Here is an 18,578-nt window from a genome sequence, read left to right as displayed (position 1 = left end):
GGCCCGCGAGTCCCCGGTTCAGGCAGGCGAGTCCCCGGTTCAGGCAGGCGAGTCCCCGGTTCAGGCAGGCGAGTTCCCGGTTCAGGCAGGCGAGTCCCCGGTTCGGGCCGGCCGGAACCCCATCACCCGGCCGACGTCAGCTGGACCACTCCGGGCGTCGCTTTTCCAGGAACGCGGCCATCCCTTCCTTCGCGTCCGGCGTCTGAGAAGCGGCGGCCATGACCTCGACCGCGATCCCGTAGGCATCGGCTTCCGGCCGGTCGAGCTGCGCGTACAGGGTTTGCTTGCCCAGCGCCTTGCTCTCGCGGCTGCCCCGCGTCGCCCGGCCCAGCAGTTCGGCTACGGCGTCGTCGAGTTCGTCATCCGGCACGACCCGGTTGACCAGGCCCCAGTCGAGCGCGGTGGCCGCGTCGATCGGGTCGCCGGTCAGCGCCAGCTCCATCAGCCGCTTGCGCCCGACCGCGCGGGCCACCGGAACCGCCGGGGTGTGGCAGAACCAGCCGCCCTTGCCGCCGGGCAACGCGAAGCCCGCCGATTGAGCCGCCACCGCGAGGTCACACGACGCCACGAGCTGGCAGCCGGCCGCGGTGGCCAGGCCGTGTACCCGGGCGATCACCACCTGCGGCACCGACTGGATGGTGCGCATCACCTCGGTGCAGAGCCGGAGGAGTTCACGGGTGCCGGCGAGGTCCCGGGCCGCGACGTCGCCGAAGTCGTGTCCGGCGGAGAACACCGGCCCCGCCCCGGCCAGGATGATCCCGGTCGCGTCGGATTCGCCGGTCTCCCGGAAGGCCCTGGCCAGCTCGCCGAGATGGTCGGCGGACAGTGAGTTGCGCCGCGACGCCCGGTTCATCGTGATCGTGACGGTCGGGCCCTCGCGCTTGATGAGGATGTGCTCGTACTCGGCCATACCCTGACGCTACGTCCACACTCCGCCACAGCGGAAGACGACTTTATGCGCGATCGACGACCGCGTGGAGGAACTCCTGGGTGCGGGGGTGACTCGGCGCGGTGAACAGCTCCTCCGGTGGCGCGCTTTCGATGATCTGGCCCTGGTCGAACATCATCACGCGGTCGGAGACGTCGCGGGCGAACTGCATCTCGTGCGTCACGCAGAGGAACGTGATGTTCGTGGTCGAGGCGATGTCCTTGAGCAGCTTGAGCACGCCGGCGACCAGTTCGGGGTCGAGCGCGGAGGTCACCTCGTCCAGCAGCACTATCTCCGGCCGCATCGCGAGCGCGCGGGCGATGGCGACGCGTTGCTGCTGGCCACCGGACAGGCGGCTCGGATGCTCCTTCGCCTTGTCGCTCAGCCCCACCATCTCCAGCAGGTCGACCGCGCGTGCCTCGGCCTCGCCGCGGGACAGCCCGAGCGCGCGGATCGGTGCCTCGGTGATGTTCTGCATCACGTCCATGTTGGGAAACAGGTTGAACTGCTGGAACACCATCCCGATCCGCCGCCGCATCCGGCGCAGGTGCTTCTCGTTCGCGGGCACCAGCTTTCCGTCCCGCTCGAGGTGGGTGAGGCATTCGCCGCCCACGTGGATCGTTCCGCCGTCGACCCGTTCCAGGGTCATCAGCAGCCGGAGGATGGTCGTCTTGCCCGAACCGCTCGGACCGATCAGGGTCACGAACTCGCCGGGCGCGACCGTGAAGTCCAGATCCCGCAGGACGACGTGGTCCCCGTACTTCTTGAGGACCCGGGAGAACCGGACCATCTCAGAGGTGTCCGACACGACGCTCCAACTTTCTCACCAGAATCGACGACGGATAGCTGATCGCCAGGAACAACAGGCCGGCGAGCGTGTAGGGCTCGATCACCCGGAACGTGTCAGCACCCTGTTCCTTGGCACGGTTGAGCACGTCGAGCACCCCGATCCCGATCAGCAGCGGGGTCTCCTTGAACATGGAGATCGTGTAGTTGCCGAGCGCGGGAAGCACCCGCGGAACGGCCTGCGGCAGCACGACTCCCGTCCAGACCCGGGCGGGCGGCAGGCTCAGCGCTCGCGCGGCCTCCCACTGTCCTTTCGGAATGGCGTCGATCCCCGCGCGGTACACCTCGGACGTGTAGGTCGCGTAGTGCACGCCGAGGGCCAACACACCGGTGATGAACGGCGACGGCTTGATGTCCAGCAGCGGCCACAGCAGGTAGAAGATCACGAAGACCTGGATCAGCAGCGGAGTGCTGCGCACCAGTTCGGAGAACAGGTACACGGCCTGGCTGAGCACCGGAACCTTGGATCGCCGCACCAACGCCAGCACCAGACCCAGCACGTAGGCGAGCACCGAGCCGAGCACGGTGAGCTCGAGCGTGACCAGCAATCCCTTCAACAGCAAGGGAATCGAGTCGTAGGCGTTTTCCCAGTCCCAGTTCATCCGCCCACCTCCACCTTGGCGGCGCGGCGGCGGAACAACCTCGACCGCGCGACCGGAGTACGCCCGAGCCGGCGCGCCATGACCCGTTCGAGGAAACGCATCACGGCGGTGATGACGATCGCCAGCAGGAGATACCAGAGCAGCTCGACCACGTAAATGAAGACGAGATTGCTACCGAAGACCGGCCGCAGCAGCTCGCCCTTCTCGGTGATTTCCCCGGCCGAGATGAAGTACAACAGCGCTGTGCTTTTCAACAACTGGATGAAGAGGTTGTTGAACGGCGGCAGCATCTCCACGAGCGCCTGCGGCAGGAGCACACGGAACATTCGCTGCGCCGGACTGAAGCACAGGGCTACCGCACCCTCACGCTGCGCTCGGGGAACCGACTGCACGGCCCCGCGCACGATTTCCGCGCCATAGGCACCGTGGTTGAGGCCGAGCACCAGGATCCCGACGGCCAGCGGAACGAGCTTGAACCCCACCAGCGCCGGGAGCACGAAGTACAGCCAGAACAGCTGGACCACTTCGGAAGTCCCGCGGAATCCCTCGACGTAAATCCGGGCGATCACCCGCACTGTCCGCGACGGCGACAGCATGGCCAGCCCGGCGACGAACGACATCACAATGGTCAGTGCGATGCCGCCGGCCGCCGCCGCGATCGTCACCGGAACGCCGTTGAGGATCGAGGACAGAATATTCGAATATGGTCCAGACACGTTGGCTTCCCAGGATCAGGCGGCGCACAACTGTTCGGTCGTCAGGCTCGGGCTGGGAACGTTCGCCTCGGTGAAACCGAACGGGGACGCGATGGTCAGCCATTGCCCGCTGCTGTGCAGGTTGGCCAGCTGGGTGTTGAACGCCTGCTGAAGCGAGGTGTCGTCCTTCCGGAACACGAAGCCACCGGCGGAAACCACCGGCTTTCCCTTGTCCACCGGCGTGAACCCTTCCGTGACCTCCACTCCGGAACCCGGATTCTGTTTCACCAGCCACTTGAGCGAGATGTCGGTGAGTGCGGCGCAGTAGACGCGGCCCGCGGTCACCGAACGCAGCATGTTGTCCTGGGTGTCGAGCGTGGTGATGTTGCCCTCCGGCACCCCGGCGTCGGTCGCGTATCCCTTTTCCACGGCCCCGGACAGCACCGCGACGTTCAGCCCCTTCGCGGCGACGTCCTGCAGCGTCTTGACGCCCTGGGGATTTCCGGCCGGCACCAGTAGCGCCGTCATTGCCGAGTAGTCCGGATTGGAGAACAGTGCGGCCTTGCACCGCTCCGGCGTGATGTTCATGCCGGCCGACACCACGTCGAACTGTTTCGCGTTCAGCGCCGGAATCAACTGGTCGAACGGGACTACGCTGGCCTGCACATTGTCGATACCCAACGCCTTGAAGACGGCCTTCGCCACCTCGGGCGCTTCACCGGTGGTCTTCCCTGACGAGTCGGCGAAGCCGTAGGGAGATTCGTTTGCGATGCCGATTTTGATCGTCTTGGAGTCCTGCGCGGTCTTCAGCGTGTCCCCGCTGCTCGTGCTCTCGCAGGCCGCGAGAGTTACGACGGCAGCCCCGGCAAATGCCGACCACTTGAACAAATCCCGCCGCGTCCACTCACCGTGCGCCATTGCCGCACCCCTTTTCGTTCGTGTTGCTCACCGAACGTAGGGGGTACATCCGGATGGGTCAAATTCCGTCACCCATTGTGACGACACCAAACAGGCGCAACCGAATCGCGCAGATAGCTGCCACGAACCGCAGAAACTGCTGGTCAGTACGGGTGATTGCGGGCCGGTACCAAGGCGTTGGCTTCGACACATCTCGATCACGAAGAGTTCTCTTTATCACCGCTTGTGGTCCCCCAACGGAGGGAGGCGTGGGACCGCTTCAGCCGTGAGCCCGCGGCCCGGTGAGCTTCACCCCGACAAGCCGTGCGCCTCACGGATCAGGGTGACAATCCCGTCCATGATGGTGTTCAGCTCGTAGTCCTTCGGCGTGAAGACCCGGGCGACCCCCCGGTCCGCCAGCAGCTGCGCGTCCTCGGCGGGAATGATCCCGCCGACGATCACCGGAATGTCGCCGGCGCCTGCCACGCGAAGGCCGTCCACGACCTCGGGCACCACCTCGAGGTGCGAGCCGGACAGCACGGACAGCCCGACCACGTGCACTCCTTCCTGCACCGCGGCCGCGACGATCTGCTCCGGGGTGAGCCGGATCCCCTGGTAGATCACCTCGAACCCGGCGTCCCGGGCCCGGACGGCGACCTGCTCGGCGCCGTTCGAATGCCCGTCGAGCCCCGGCTTGCCGACCAGGATCCGCAGGCGCTCGCCAAGCTCCTCGCCGGTCGCCCGCACGCGTTCGCGAACCCGGGCCAGCTCGCCCGGCTCGCCGCCGCCCGACGCGGCGGACACTCCGGTCGGCGCCCGGTACTCGCCGAACACCTCGCGGAGCGCACCGGCCCACTCCCCCGTCGTCACCCCGGCACGGGCGCACTCCAGGGTGGGCTCGAAGAGGTTCGCCGTGGTCTTCGCGGCCTCCCGGAGAGCGGCCAGCGCCCGCTCGACGGCGGTATTGTCCCGTTGCTGGCGCCAGTCTTCGAGCGCCGCGACCGCCTTTTTCTCGACCGCTGAATCGACCGTCTCGATCGCCTTCGCACCCTCGGCCTGCAAAGGACTGGGTTCGGTGGATTCGAATTCGTTGACGCCGACGATGATCCGCTCGCCCGCTTCCACCGCGCGTCGATAATCGGCGAGCGAGGAGACCAGCTGCGACTTCATGTAGCCGCTTTCCACCGCGGCGACGGCACCGCCCCTTTCCTGCACCCGCTCGATCTCCGCACGGGCATCCTCGACGATCTCGGCCACTTTGGTCTCCACGACCCGCGAACCGCCGAAGATGTCCTCGTATTCGAGCAAATCCGTCTCATACGCGAGCACCTGCTGCATGCGTAGCGCCCACTGCTGGTCCCATGGCCGGGGCAAGCCGAGTGCTTCGTTCCAGGCGGGCAGCTGGATCGCGCGGGCGCGCGCGCCACGCGACAGCGTCACCGCGAGCATTTCCAGCACGATTCGCTGAACGTTGTTCTCCGGCTGCGCCTCGGTGAGGCCGAGTGAATTCACCTGGACCCCGTACCGGAATCGGCGCAACTTCGGATCGGTGACGCCATACCGTTCGCGCGTGATCTCGTCCCACAACGCCGCGAACGCCCGCATCTTGCAGAGCTCCTCGACGAACCGCAGCCCGGCGTTGACGAAGAAGGAGATCCGGCCGACGACCTTGGCCATATCGGACTGGTCAACCTGCCTCGAGTCCCGCACCGCGTCCAGCACGGCGATCGCGGTGCACAGCGCGTAGGCGACTTCCTGGGTCGGGGTCGCCCCGGCCTCCTGCAGGTGATAGCTGCAGATGTTGATCGGGTTCCACTTCGGCAGGTGGTGCACCGCCCAGGCGATGACGTCGGTGGTCAGCCGCAGGCTCGGCGCCGGCGGAAAGATGTAGGTGCCGCGGGAGAGGTACTCCTTGACGATGTCGTTCTGCGTGGTGCCGGCCAGGCCCGCCAGCACCTCGTCACCGCCCTGTTCCCGCGCGACGGTGACGTAGAGCGCGAGCAGCCACATCGCGGGCGCGTTGATCGTCATCGACGTGTTGGCCTTGGCGAGCGAGATGCCGTCGAAGAGCCGCCGCATGTCGCCGACGTGCGAGATCGGCACGCCGACCTTGCCGACCTCGCCCCTGGCCAGCGGGTGGTCGGCGTCGTACCCGGTCTGCGTCGGCAGGTCGAAGGCGACCGAGAGCCCGGTCTGCCCCTTCGCCAGGTTGCGGCGGTAGAGCTCGTTGGACGCCGTGGCGGAGGAATGCCCGGCATAGGTGCGCATCACCCAGGGGCGATCGCGCTGATGATCCGTGGGGTAGGGCATGGCGCGCCTCCAGCCTTGGGGTTCTGCCTAATCCTACTTTTCGGTAACTTGCGCTGCACGAGGTGAAATCGGCACGAACGGCGGTAACCTGAGCGCCCGTGACGTGGACTTCCTATGGCACTTACCTGATTTTCGTCGTACTGGTCGTCCTCGCGCCGGGCCCGGACACGATGGTCACCCTCAAAAACGCCCTCGCGGGTGGCACGCGGGGCGGTCTGCTCGCCATCGCCGGGATCGCCGCCGGCAATTTCGTGCAGGGCACGGCCGTGGCCCTCGGGCTGGGCGCGCTGATCGTGCGGTCACAGCCACTGTTCGTCACCCTGCGCTGGGCCGGCGTGGCCTACCTGTGCTACCTCGGCTTCCAGGCCCTGCGTGCCGCGCGGCGCGGTGACTACCGGATGTCCGACGCACTGGGTTCGCGCAGTTCCGGGTTCCGCCGCTGGCGCGAGGGATTCCTGTCCAACATCACCAATCCGAAGGTGCTCGCGCTGTACCTGTCGGTGCTCCCGCAGTTTCTCAACCCCGAACACGCCACGACCTGGGACGCGCTCGTCCTCGCCTACACGGTCGTGGTACTCGGCGGAATCTGGTTGCTGGTGCTGATGCTTCTGGTGCACCGTATCCGCGCCCTGCTCCAGCGGCGGAAGGTGCGCCGCACCCTCGACGCGGTCACCGGCACCGCGCTGATCGGCTTCGGCATCGCCCTGGCCGCGGATTCATGACCGCTCCTGGCCTGCTCGCGAGGCCGTCGATGAGCCTTCCGACTTCTCCTTGCCCGCAGGCGCCGGCGGTGCCGGGGCAGCGGGCTTGCGAGTCGGACCGGTGATGACGGATTCCACCGGGTAGGCCTCCTCGTCATGCACCGCCGGGTCACCGGATTCCAGCACGGCCTCCGGCGCCCGCAGCTTCATGAACAGGCCGAGAAATCGCAGGATGAGGAAGGTGATCAGCGCGTCCCAGACGATGACGGTCAGTGCCGCGCCGGCCTGCCAGAGCAACTGTTTCGGGTTCCCGTAGAAAAGCCCGGCGTAGGAAGTGTTGGCGGCACCGTTCTCGCCGACGTAGACGACGATATTCGGATCAGCCAGAAAGCCGACCAGCAGGCCACCGCACAGCCCGGCGACACCGTGGGTGTGCACCACTCCGAGCGCGTCGTCCACCCGCTTGAACAGCCGCGTCCGGCCCAGCTTGTTCCAGGACAGCCAGACCACGGACGAGGCGATCAATCCGATCAGCAGCGCGCCGAGGCCGTTCACGAACCCGGCGGCGGGGGTGATCGCGACCAGCCCGGTGATCATTCCGTTGATCGCGCCCAGGAAGTTCGGCTTGCGCTCCACGCCGAAGCACATGTCCATGATCAGCCAGGTGATCAGGGCGGTCGCGGTCGCCAGGTTGGTGTTGATCACGGCCGTCGAGGCGTCCGCGCCCGCGAAGTACGGGTCACCACCGTTGAACCCGTTCCAGCCCAGCCACAGGATGCCCGCACCGACCGCGGCCAGCGGCAGGTTGTTCGGCACCGCGCGAGCCCGGTCGCGCGCCAGCCGCGGGCCGATCACCGCCGCCGCGACGAACCCCGAAGTGCCCGCGGCGAGGTGGATCACGTAGCCGCCGCTGTAGTCCAGCGAGCCGCGCTGCGCCCACCAGCCGCCACCCCACAGCAGGAAGGCGTTGACCGAGTAGGCCAGCGTCGACCACAACGGTACGAACAGCAGCCACACCCGGAAGTTGATCCGGCCGACGACGCTGCCGAGGAACAGCAGCGGGGTGATGGCCGCGAACACGAACTGGAAGTAGGCCAGCGTCGTCTGGGAGAACCGGAAGTCGGGCATCAGGCCGGACAGCAACGGAATGGTCGCCTGGTGCTGCGTATTGTCACCGAGCAGCGTCTTCGGCACCCCGATGAACGCGCTCAGAATGCCGGGCCCGAGTTTCAACGGCTGGCCGAAGCCCATGTTGAAACCCCACAGAACCCACACGAGAAGCACCAGGGAAAAACCGGTGAACGCCATCAACATGGTGTTCACCGCCCACTTCTTCTGCACGATCCCGGCGTAGAGAACGGTGATTCCCGGCAGGCTCATCAGCCCGACCAGCGTGGCGGCCATGAGTTGCCAGGCGTTGTCCCCGGCGCTCAACCAAGGGGGATAGGGGGACATACCCTCACCCCTTCCGCGTGGTCTATTTCACGGACAGCGAAGGAATGGGCGCCACTCAATACGCAAGATCGACGCCCATGGTGACAGACAACAACGCTGCACGTGGGCGGGGAGGCAGGCCGCCGCCGTGCTCGACCGGCAGCCGACAACGGATGCCACGGTCTGGCTACCCGCACACGTTCTGAACAACAGAGTGTGCCCAGCTTGGTATTACGTTCGCGTGACAGGGTGTTACAGCCGCATTATCTGAGGTTACAAACGAGAAACTGTTCCTTGCGGCCGGCAGGAGACCTAATCCAGGCGGCTGTGTCCCCGTTTCAGGCGGCTGTGTCCCCGGTTCAGGAGCCTGTGTTCCCGGTTCAGGAGCCCGTGTCCCCGGTTCGGGCAGCTGTGTCCCCGTTTCAGGCGGCTGTGTCCCCGGTCCAGGCGGCTGTGTCCCCGGTTCGGGCGGCTGTGTCCCCGGTCCAGGCGGCTGTGTCCCCGCGGTTCGGGCAGCTGTGTCCCCGTTTCAGGCGGCTGTGTCCCCGGTTCAGGAGCCTGTGTTCCCGGTTCAGGAGCCCGTGTCCCCGGGTTCGGGCAGCTGTGTCCCCGTTTCAGGCGGCTGTGTCCCCGGTCCAGGCGGCTGTGTCCCCGGTTCGGGCAGCTGTGTCCCCGGTCCAGGAGCCCGTGTCCCTGGTTCACGAGTTCGTCGCGTCGGTGCGGAGGTGGGACGGTTCTGGCGGCGTGCCTTGCCGGGGTAATCCGGCCTTCGGTATCTGTTGTTCCCAACCCGGAACTCAAGTGCATGGACCGGGGACACGCGCGCCTGGACTGGGAACTCGGGTGCCTGGACCGGGAACTCGGGTGCCTGAGCCGGGGACGCGGGTGCCTGGACCGGGAACTCGGGTGCCTGAGCCGGGGACGCGCCAAGTGTTGGCGTGTCCCCGGCTGGGGAGGGTGAGTTCTGGGTTGAGGTGGGTGAGTTCTGGGTTCAGGGTGGGTTCTGGGGCGGCTTCGATACAGGACCCTAGATCCGTTCGCCTTCCCCATGCACCCGGTCGATCCGGGCGCCGAGACGGTTCAGGTTCTCCACGAAGTGCGGGTAGCCACGGTCGATGTGGAACACGTCCCAGACCTCGGTGACGCCGTCGGCGCACAGGCCGGCCAGCACCAGCCCGGCTCCGGCCCGGATGTCCGACGCCCAGACCGGTGCGCTGGAGAGGGTTTCGACCCCGCGCACCACCGCGTGATGGCCGTCCGTCCGCGCGTCCGCGCCCATCCGGACCATCTCGTCGATGAACCGGAACCGGGCCTCGTAGACGTTCTCGGTGATCATCGAAGTGCCCTCGGAGACCGCGGACAGGGCGACCGCGAACGGCTGCAGGTCGGTGGCGAACCCCGGATAGGGCAGCGTCACGAAGTCGACCGCCTTGGGCCGGTTCCCCTGCACGACCCGGAAGCCCTCGTCGTCGAACGGCGTGACCTCCGCCCCGGCCAGCCTCAGCTTGTCCAGCACGAGGTCCAAATGATGCGGGTTCACCCCGCGGACGGTGAGGTCCCCGCGCGTCATCGCGGCCGCGAAGGCCCAGGTGGCGCCGACGATCCGGTCGCCGATCACCCGGTGCTCGGTCGGGTGCAGCTCTTCCACGCCGTGCACGGTCAGCGTCGAGGTGCCCGCGCCCTCGATCTTGGCGCCCATCTGGACGAGCATTGTGCAGATGTCGGCGATCTCCGGCTCACGGGCGGCGTTGTCGATCACCGTGGTGCCCTCCGCGAGCACCGCGGCCATCAGGATGTTCTCGGTGGCGCCGACGCTCGGGAAGTCGAGCCAGATCTGGGCGCCGCGCAGCTCGTCGGCCTTGGCCACCACGCAACCGTGCTCGATCGAGCTGGTCGCGCCGAGCGCGCGCAGGCCGTTCTGGTGCATGTCCAGCGGCCGTGAGCCGATCGCGTCGCCGCCCGGCAACGCGACCACGGCCCGCTTCAGCCGGCCCACCAGCGGACCGAGGACGCACACCGACGCGCGCAGCTTGCCCATCGCGGGCGAGTCGGCGCGGTGCGAGAGCTCGCTCGGGGTGGTGATCTGGGCGGTGTCGCCGTCGATGGTGACCTCGCAGCCGACGCTGCGCAGCACGTCCGCCATCAGCGGGACGTCCAGGATCTGCGGACAGTTGGTGATCGTCGTGGTGCCCTCGGCGAGCAGCGCAGCCGCCATCAGCTTGAGGACACTGTTCTTTGCCCCGACAACCTCGACCTCGCCGACCAGCCGGGCACCGCCATGCACGTCGAAGTGCTCGCTCATGGCCGACATAATGCCTGCCCGGGCGTCCCCAGCCTCGGCCGGGCATGCCCTCCACATTGGCGGCGCAAACCAGCCGAAAGTGTGAAACACTACGCGCTCTCGGAACGATGAACGCCTGGTGGTTAACCCTTCTGGGGGAGGAATTGAGCGAACTCAGCGGCACCGTCGCCCCGTCACTCCCCGAAGTTCACCGCACCGAGGTCGACGGGGTACCGGTGTTCTGGAACACGGGCACGGGGCGGCTGAGCGCGAGTCTCATCTTCGGGGTCGGGCTCGCACACGAGACGTTCCTGGAAACCGGTATCACCCACCTCGTCGAGCATCTTGCGATGCGGACGGTGCGCACCGCGCATTACGAGAACAACGCGAGCACCGAAGTCCTGCACACCAGTTTCGACGTCACGAGTAGCCCGGAGACGGTCACCGAGCACCTCCACCGGATCTGCGCCGGCCTGAGCCACCTCAACACGGCTCCGCTCGAGGTGGAGCGCGGCGTGCTGATGGCCGAGCAACGCGGCGACGGACCGGGCGTGGTCTCCTGGCTGCCGTCGTCACTGTGGTTCGGCAACCGGGCGTTCGGCCTGGCCGGCAACGTGCAGGTGGCCCCGATCCGGGCCGATGCGCAGCGCGTGGCCGAGTGGTGTGCGGAGTGGTTCCACCGCGGCAACGCCGCGCTCGTGCTGTCCGGCCCGCCCCCGGCCGGGCTGCGCCTGCCGCTGGCCGACGGCCCGCGGCGGCGACCCCCCGCGATCCGCCCCTTCGAACTCGCGGCACCGGCCAGGACCGCGATCCCCAACGGCGTCGTGGGCTGCGCGCTGGTTTCCTGGACCGCGCCGATGGCCTGCGCCGCCGGCGTTCTGGTCGCGCGCCTGACCGACCGGCTGCGGCATCTGGAAGGACTCGTCTACGACATCGGCTTCGACCACCAGCTGATCGGCCCGCGGCGCGCGGTGCTCGGCTTCGGCACCGACGTAGGGGACAAGTACGCGGCGCGGGTCGTCGCGGCGATCCGCGCCGAGGTGGCCGAGCTGGGCCGGACCGGGCCGACCCCGGAGGAGATCGCGGCCGACCGGGCCGGACTCGCCGAGCAGGTGGCCGAGCCCGGCTTCGCGCACTATCGCGCGTTCGACGCGGCGATGAGCGAGCTCACCGGTTGGCCGTCGGCGGCCGAGCACCAGGACCTGGTCCTGCGCGGCCTGACCGCGCGTGAGGTCGCCAAGGCCGCCCGGGAACTGGCCGCACGGCTGGTACTGTGCGCGCCCGAACGCCACCTGCCCGCGGACCTGCCCGAACTGCCGGGCAGCCCGCTGCCCGCCGTACCCGGTAGGGAGGCCAGGCGTGCGCTGGTCGGTTCGACCGCGCCGCGCGGGCTCCGCCTGGTCGTCGGCGACGAGGGGCTTTCGACGTTCTACGGAGACAGCCCCGTGCCGGTGTCCGTGGTGCGCTACGACGATCTCGCCGGGGTCGGCGTCGAGCAGACCGACGGCCAGCTGCCGATCCTGCATCTGTTCGGCTCCCACGGCGGGTCCATCACCCTCCGGCCCGGGGACTGGCGGGGCGGACGGGCACTGGTCCGGCAGGTACGGGCCCGCGTCGATCCCGCCCTGTGCTTCGACGCGCCGGACCCCATGCGCCTGTTCGAACAGTCCTGAACGCGGCTCTGATGAGCATCGGGTTCCGTTTTCCAAGCAGCGAAGCCGTAGTCTCTGATACATGGTGGTGCGGATCAATCGGGTTTACACGCGAGTTGGCGACAACGGCACGACGGCGCTGGGCGACGGGTCACGGGTGCCGAAGACCGAGCCGCGCCTGGCAGCGTATGCCGACGTCGACGAGACGAACTCGGTGATCGGGGTCGCCCTGGCCCTGGGCGGGCTGCCGGAGGACGTTTCGGGCATCCTCCGGCGTATCCAGAACGATCTGTTCGACGTCGGGGCCGACCTGTGCTCGCCGGTGACCGACAACCCGCCATATCCGCCCCTGCGCATCACCGACGCCTACATCGAGCGGCTGGAGGGCTGGTGTGACGAGTTCAACGAGCGCGTGCCGAAGCTCAACTCGTTCATCCTCCCCGGCGGCACGCCCGGCGCTGCCCTGCTACACCAGGCCAGGACCGTGGCCCGCCGGGCCGAGCGCGCCGGCTGGGCGCTGGTCGAGAGCGACCCCGACCGCACCGGCACGCTCGCGGTCAAGTACCTCAACCGCCTGTCCGACCTGTTGTTCATCCTCGCGCGGGTGGCCAACCCCGACGGGGACGTGCTGTGGCGACCCGGCGGGGAACCCGAGCACTGACCGCCACATCCGCACCGACAGCTCGTCACGCCGGGCCATCGACCGGCTCAGCCCGCAGGCCATGAACACGCCCAGGGCGGCCAGCGCCACCGCATAGGCGATCACGCCGAGCCCGACCACCCACAGCAGCACGGTCCGCAGTGCGGGCAGCAGCACCAGCGCGGGCGCGATGGCGAGTGCCACCACGATGAACGCGGCCGATCCGGCCTGGTCCAGCCGCAGTACCAACCTCAACCAGCGGTGCTTGCGATTCGCGCTCCTCATGGCCCACCTCCTGTGTCGCCAAGCCTTTCGTCAACACCGAAACTAGGCCAACGGCGGAGGTTGCGCGATTACCTCGCGGGTAATTCAGGAGGCGCGGGGAATGCGATGGCCGGGCGGGGCGGACTCCAGCCAGGACAGGAAGCCGGTCAATGCACCGGGGCCCATCGCGAACTCGATGGGCCCCGTGCGCTCGGATTCACAGCGCAGAACGGTGGAATCACCCGGAACGGCATATGCCTCGGTCCCGGCCGGATCACGCCGGCCGACCACCACCAGCCGTGCGCGGTCGAACACCCGGTCCGGACCGGTGCGCAGACTCCACACGCGATACCAGGCGAATACCTCGCCCTCGTACCGGCCGATGCCCAGATGCCAGCCGGACCGGACATTGTCGGGATTCCAGCGCAGAGCCACGCTCACGCCGCCGTTACGGCGCATGCGGACCCAACGCAGGACGTACCAGGCCGCGATGACGATCAAGCCGAGCAGGAGAACCAGGATCACCACGGCGATTTCCACGGTCCGCTCCCGCTCGTCGCCGGGTCAGGCCGCGTGGCCGGAGGCCGGGAGCGTTACCGGACAATCAACCACGTCGGCCTCCTTTTCATGCGCGTAGAAATATCGTACAACTTACAAGGAACGCGATTCAAAACGCAGGGCCGACGCCTGGGTGTCAGAGAAAAGCGGACAAACAGGCCACCGTCGTGCCGACCGGCGGCCTGCAACGGATATCACGGCGTGACTACCCGCACACGTTCTTTGCGAAACGTAATGTGCTCACGCCTCATGGCCAGCCGCGCGCAGGCGCGCCTTGGCCATCAACCGCACATCCTCGTCGTCGGACTGCAGGTCCACTCGTGCCTGCTCGACGTCGATCTCGTCGCGCAACTCGGCGGACTCGACGAGGATGCTCACGCCCGACTCCGTCACCGAAAGGAACCCGCCGTGTACCGCGGCGAAGATCTCACCCTCCTCGGTGGAGTCGATCCGCACCACTTCGGCCTCGGTCAGCTCGGCCAGCAACGGCACATGGTGAGGCAGAACACCGATTTCGCCGATCGTGGTCCGGGCGAACACGAAGGTGGCCTGGCCGGACCACACCTCCCGTTCCACCGCCACCAGCCGGACGGACATCTCAGCCACGAGTGAACTCCTTGTCTGCGGCTAGAGTCTGGGATGCCCCGGCCGCGGCAACCGGGTCCACATCGGACACCGGCACCGCCGCCGGGGCGATCGCCTACTTGCTGAGCTCGTGGGCCTTCTTCTCGACGTCTTCCAGGCCACCGACCAGGTGGAACGCCTGCTCGGGCAGGTGGTCGTACTCACCCTTGGTGATCCGGTCGAACGCCTCGATGTTCTCCTTGAGCGGCACGTTCGAGCCCGGCTGGCCGGTGAACTGCTCGGCCGCCATCATGTTCTGCGACAGGAACTTCTCGATCCGGCGGGCCCGGCCGACCAGCTGCTTGTCCTCTTCGGACAGTTCGTCGATACCGAGGATCGCGATGATGTCCTGCAGGTCCTGGTAACGCTGCAGGATCCGGATGACCTCCTGCGCCACCCGGTAGTGCTCCTCGCCGACGATCTGCGGGTCGAGAATGGTGGAGCTGGAGGCCAGCGGGTCCACCGCCGGGAAGATGCCCTTCGAGAACACCGTACGGGAAAGTTCCGTGGTGGCGTCCAGGTGCGCGAACGTGGTGGCCGGAGCCGGGTCGGTGTAGTCGTCCGCGGGCACGTAGATCGCCTGCATCGAGGTGATCGACCGGCCACGGGTCGAGGTGATCCGCTCCTGCAGCTCACCCATCTCGTCGGCCAGCGTCGGCTGGTAACCCACCGCGGAAGGCATCCGGCCCAGCAGGGTCGACACCTCCGAACCCGCCTGGGTGAACCGGAAGATGTTGTCGATGAACAGCAGCACGTCCTGGTTCTTCACATCGCGGAAGTACTCCGCCATGGTCAACGCGGACAGCGCCACCCGCATACGGGTGCCCGGCGGCTCGTCCATCTGGCCGTAGACGAGCGCGGTGTTCTTGATGACGTCCGCTTCACGCAGCTCCAGGATCAGGTCGGTACCCTCACGGGTACGCTCACCGACCCCGGCGAAGACCGAGGTACCACCGAAGTTGCGGGCGATCCGGTTGATCATCTCCTGGATGAGCACCGTCTTGCCCACGCCGGCGCCGCCGAACAGGCCGATCTTCCCACCACGCACGTACGGGGTGAGCAGGTCGACCACCTTCAGGCCGGTCTCCAGCATCTCGGTGCGGCCCTCGAGCTGGTCGAAGGAGGGCGCCGAGCGGTGGATGGCCCAGTGCTCGAGGTCCTTGCCGAAGCCCGGCTCGTCGAGGCATTCGCCCAGCGTGTTGAACACGTGGCCCTTGACCTCGTCACCGACCGGGACCTTGATCGGGTCGCCGGTGTCGAAGACCTCGACGCCGCGGACCAGGCCGTCGGTCGGCTGCATCGAGACCGCCCGCACCAGGTTGTCGCCAAGGTGCTGGGCGACCTCCAGGGTCAGCGTCTTGGCCAGGTCGCTGAAGGTGACCTCCGCCTTGAGCGCGTTGAACAGGGCGGGCACGGCCTCGCGCGGGAACTCGACGTCGACCACCGGCCCGGTTACCCGGACCACGCGGCCGGCCGCCTTGCCGGTCGTGGCGCTGTCGGAAAAGGCTGCGGGTGCACTCATATCAGTTGTCACTTCCTGCGGCGGCGAGCGCGTCGACACCGCCGACGATCTCGCTGATCTCCTGGGTGATCTGGGCTTGGCGGGCTCGGTTGGCCTCGAGGGTGAGGTCGCGGATCAGGTCGTTGGCGTTGTCCGTGGCGGCCTTCATCGCGCGACGGCGCGACGCCGATTCCGAGGCGGCCGACTCCAGCAGTGCCGCGAAGATCCGCGTCCCGAGGTACTTCGGGGCGAGCGAGCGGAACAGCTGGTCCGCGTCCGGTTCGAACTCGTACAGGGTCCTGACCGCGTCCTCGGCGCCATACTCGACCTCCAGTGGCGCGAGCCGCCTGGCGACCGCGGTCTGGCTGAGCATGTTCTTGAACTCGGTGTAGACGACGTGCAGCTCGTCCACCCCGGCCAGCCGGTTGGTCTCCTCCTCACCCTCGGCGAGGTAGGAGCCGCGCGCCTGTTCGTCCTCGTCCGACCCCGCGCGGAACGCGCGCATCAGCGGGCCGGTGATCTCGGCCGCGTTGAGGTAGGCCGGCTGCTCCGAGAATCCGGTCCAGGACGCATCCACGTCGCGCTGCCGGAAGCGGTAGTAGTTGAGCCCCTTCCGGCCGATGACGTAGAGCCGCGTTTCCTTGCCCTGCTCGCGCAGCAGCGCCTGCAACTCCTCCGCCCGGCGCAGCACGTTGGCGTTGTAGCCACCGCACAGGCCCCGGTCGGAGGTCACCACCAGCACCCCGGCCCGCCGCACGGTCTCCCGCTCGACCAGCAGCGGGTGGTCGAACCCGGAGGCGTCGGCCAGCGCGCAGAGCACGTTGGTGATCTCCTCGGCGTACGGCCGAGCCGCTTCCACCCTGGCCTGCGCCCGGCTGATGCGGGATGTGGCGATGAGCTCCTGCGCCTTGGTGATCTTCCGCATCGACTGAGTCGAGCGGATCCGGCGGCGAAGTACCCGAATCTGTGCTGGCATGCTCGATTATCCGATCACTTCTTGACCGGCGCGGGACGGCTCACCCGGACCGACTCGCGCTGCTCTTCGGACTCGTCCATCGCCTCGGCCGGCGCCTCGTTGACCACGGAGCCGCCCGCGGAGGTGGTGAAGCCCTTCTTGAACTCGTTCACCGCGTCGACCACGCGCTGCTCGGTCTCCTCGGAGAACAGCTTGGTGTCGCGGATCTCCGCGAGGATGCCCTCGTGGCTGCCGCGGACGTGCTCGAGGAACTCCGCCTCGAACCGGCTGATGTCCTCGATCGGGACGGTGTCCAGGTGCCCGTTGGTGCCCAGGTAGATCGACACCACCTGCTCCTCCACCGGGAACGGCGAGTACTGCGGCTGCTTGAGCAGCTCCACCAGACGGGCACCGCGTTCCAGCTGCGCCTTCGACGCGGCGTCCAGGTCCGAAGCGAAGGCGGCGAACGCCTCCAGCTCGCGGTACTGCGACAGGTCCAGCCGCAGCGAACCGGCGACCGACCGCATCGCCTTGACCTGCGCGCTACCACCGACCCGGGAGACCGAGACACCGACGTTGATGGCCGGCCGGACACCCTGGTTGAACAGGTCGGTCTCCAGGAAGCACTGGCCGTCGGTGATCGAAATGACGTTGGTCGGAATGTAGGCCGACACGTCGTTGGCCTTGGTCTCGATGACCGGCAGGCCGGTCATCGAACCGCCGCCCAGGTCCGCGGACAGCTTCGCGCACCGCTCCAGCAGCCGGGAGTGCAAGTAGAACACGTCGCCGGGGTACGCCTCGCGGCCCGGCGGGCGGCGCAGCAGCAGCGAGATCGCGCGGTAGGCCTCGGCCTGCTTCGACAGGTCGTCGAACACGATCAGCACGTGCTTGCCCTGGTACATCCAGTGCTGGCCGATGGCCGAACCGGTGTAGGGCGCGATGTACTTGAAGCCCGCGGAGTCCGAGGCCGGGGCGGCCACGATCGTGGTGTACTCGAGCGCGCCGGCGTCTTCCAACGCCTTGCGCACCGAGGCGATCGTGGAGCCCTTCTGGCCGATCGCCACGTAGATGCAGCGAACCTGCTTGTCGGGATCGCCCGACTCCCAGTTGGCCTTCTGGTTGAGGATGGTGTCCACGCAGACCGCGGTCTTGCCGGTCTTGCGGTCACCGATGATCAGCTGGCGCTGGCCGCGGCCGATCGGGGTCTGCGAGTCGATCGCCTTGATGCCGGTCTGCAGCGGCTCGCTCACCGGCTGGCGCTGCATGACCGACGGCGCCTGCAGTTCCAGCACCCGGTTTTCTTCCGCGACGATCTCGCCGAGCCCGTCGATCGGCGCACCCAGTGGGTCCACCACGCGGCCGAGGAAGCCGTCACCGACCGGCGCCGAGAGCACCCGGCCGGTGCGCTTGACTTCCTGGCCTTCCTCGATGCCTTCGAAGTCACCGAGGATGACGACACCGATCTCGCGCTCGTCCAGGTTCTGGGCGACGCCGAGCACGCCACCGGGGAACTCCAGCAGCTCCTGGGTCATCACCGAAGGCAAGCCTTCGACGATCGCGATGCCGTCGTAGGTTTCCACGACGGTTCCGACCTCTTCCCGTGCGGTCTCGGTCGAGAAGTTCGAGACGTAGTTCTCGATCGCGCTCCGGATCTCGTCCGAGGAGATCGTCAGCTCCGCCATGTCCTTTT

At 67.7% G+C, this 18,578-nt stretch carries 16 protein-coding genes; 3 read left to right on the top strand and 13 right to left on the bottom strand.

Annotated elements, in window-relative coordinates; all coding sequences use genetic code 11:
- Positions 1-136: 136 nt before the first annotated feature.
- From A3CU_RS0134960 to A3CU_RS0134935, 6 genes are all read right to left on the bottom strand, one after another.
- Positions 137-910, bottom strand: coding sequence for an enoyl-CoA hydratase-related protein (locus A3CU_RS0134960; protein ID WP_027946134.1), 774 nt, complete (start codon positions 908-910; stop codon positions 137-139).
- A 43-nt stretch (positions 911-953) separates the two neighbouring features.
- Positions 954-1,718, bottom strand: coding sequence for an ectoine/hydroxyectoine ABC transporter ATP-binding protein EhuA (ehuA, locus tag A3CU_RS0134955; RefSeq protein WP_027946133.1), 765 nt, complete (start codon positions 1,716-1,718; stop codon positions 954-956).
- 1 nt (position 1,719) lies between these two features.
- The gene (gene ehuD / locus A3CU_RS0134950; protein WP_027946132.1) at positions 1,720-2,376 is read right to left on the bottom strand and encodes an ectoine/hydroxyectoine ABC transporter permease subunit EhuD; all 657 of its coding nucleotides are present in this window, start codon (positions 2,374-2,376) and stop codon (positions 1,720-1,722) included.
- Complete coding sequence (gene ehuC / locus A3CU_RS0134945; protein ID WP_027946131.1) at positions 2,373-3,092, bottom strand: ectoine/hydroxyectoine ABC transporter permease subunit EhuC; 720 nt, start codon at positions 3,090-3,092, stop codon at positions 2,373-2,375. Before ehuC ends, ehuD begins: the two co-directional genes overlap by 4 nt.
- Before the next feature lie 15 nt (positions 3,093-3,107).
- Positions 3,108-3,989, bottom strand: a complete 882-nt coding sequence (gene ehuB / locus A3CU_RS0134940) for an ectoine/hydroxyectoine ABC transporter substrate-binding protein EhuB (protein WP_027946130.1) — start codon at positions 3,987-3,989, stop codon at positions 3,108-3,110.
- Positions 3,990-4,277: 288 nt separating this feature from the next.
- Positions 4,278-6,278, bottom strand: a complete 2,001-nt coding sequence (locus A3CU_RS0134935; RefSeq protein WP_084144117.1) for a protein meaA — start codon at positions 6,276-6,278, stop codon at positions 4,278-4,280.
- A gap of 98 nt (positions 6,279-6,376) precedes the next feature.
- Between A3CU_RS0134935 and A3CU_RS0134930 the strand changes: the two genes are divergently transcribed.
- A complete protein-coding gene (locus A3CU_RS0134930) occupies positions 6,377-7,000 on the top strand; it encodes a LysE family translocator (RefSeq protein WP_027946128.1) in 624 nt (207 codons plus the stop codon).
- Here A3CU_RS0134930 and A3CU_RS0134925 read toward each other — a convergent pair.
- Positions 6,995-8,434, bottom strand: a complete 1,440-nt coding sequence (locus A3CU_RS0134925) for an ammonium transporter (RefSeq protein WP_027946127.1) — start codon at positions 8,432-8,434, stop codon at positions 6,995-6,997. The genes A3CU_RS0134930 and A3CU_RS0134925 overlap by 6 nt on opposite strands.
- Before the next feature lie 1,006 nt (positions 8,435-9,440).
- Positions 9,441-10,715 (bottom strand): UDP-N-acetylglucosamine 1-carboxyvinyltransferase, encoded by a 1,275-nt coding sequence (murA, locus tag A3CU_RS0134920; RefSeq protein WP_027946126.1) that lies wholly within the window; start codon positions 10,713-10,715, stop codon positions 9,441-9,443.
- Between the two features lie 143 nt (positions 10,716-10,858).
- Here murA and A3CU_RS0134915 point away from each other — a divergent pair, with 143 nt between their 5' ends.
- On the top strand, positions 10,859-12,367 hold the full coding sequence (locus tag A3CU_RS0134915; RefSeq protein WP_027946125.1) for a peptidase M16 family protein: 1,509 nt from the start codon (positions 10,859-10,861) through the stop codon (positions 12,365-12,367).
- Between the two features lie 61 nt (positions 12,368-12,428).
- A complete protein-coding gene (locus A3CU_RS0134910; RefSeq protein WP_027946124.1) occupies positions 12,429-13,007 on the top strand; it encodes a cob(I)yrinic acid a,c-diamide adenosyltransferase in 579 nt (192 codons plus the stop codon).
- A gap of 348 nt (positions 13,008-13,355) precedes the next feature.
- Here A3CU_RS0134910 and A3CU_RS0134905 read toward each other — a convergent pair whose 3' ends face one another.
- From A3CU_RS0134905 to atpA, 5 genes are all read right to left on the bottom strand, one after another.
- Complete coding sequence (locus tag A3CU_RS0134905) at positions 13,356-13,790, bottom strand: DUF2550 domain-containing protein (RefSeq protein ID WP_027946123.1); 435 nt, start codon at positions 13,788-13,790, stop codon at positions 13,356-13,358.
- A gap of 258 nt (positions 13,791-14,048) precedes the next feature.
- Positions 14,049-14,414, bottom strand: a complete 366-nt coding sequence (locus A3CU_RS0134900; protein ID WP_027946122.1) for a F0F1 ATP synthase subunit epsilon — start codon at positions 14,412-14,414, stop codon at positions 14,049-14,051.
- A gap of 94 nt (positions 14,415-14,508) precedes the next feature.
- The gene (atpD, locus tag A3CU_RS0134895) at positions 14,509-15,954 is read right to left on the bottom strand and encodes a F0F1 ATP synthase subunit beta (protein ID WP_027946121.1); all 1,446 of its coding nucleotides are present in this window, start codon (positions 15,952-15,954) and stop codon (positions 14,509-14,511) included.
- Position 15,955: 1 nt separating this feature from the next.
- Positions 15,956-16,909: a F0F1 ATP synthase subunit gamma gene (locus A3CU_RS0134890; RefSeq protein WP_027946120.1), complete on the bottom strand. Its 954-nt coding sequence runs from the start codon at positions 16,907-16,909 to the stop codon at positions 15,956-15,958.
- 14 nt (positions 16,910-16,923) lie between these two features.
- Positions 16,924-18,570, bottom strand: a complete 1,647-nt coding sequence (gene atpA / locus A3CU_RS0134885; protein WP_027946119.1) for a F0F1 ATP synthase subunit alpha — start codon at positions 18,568-18,570, stop codon at positions 16,924-16,926.
- Positions 18,571-18,578: the final 8 nt, after the last annotated feature.

Source organism: Amycolatopsis taiwanensis DSM 45107 (assembly GCF_000519205.1).
GTDB lineage: Bacteria > Actinomycetota > Actinomycetes > Mycobacteriales > Pseudonocardiaceae > Amycolatopsis_E > Amycolatopsis_E taiwanensis.
The sequence above is the reverse complement of the archived record's forward strand: the minus strand, read 5'-3'. Positions and strand labels throughout refer to the sequence as shown.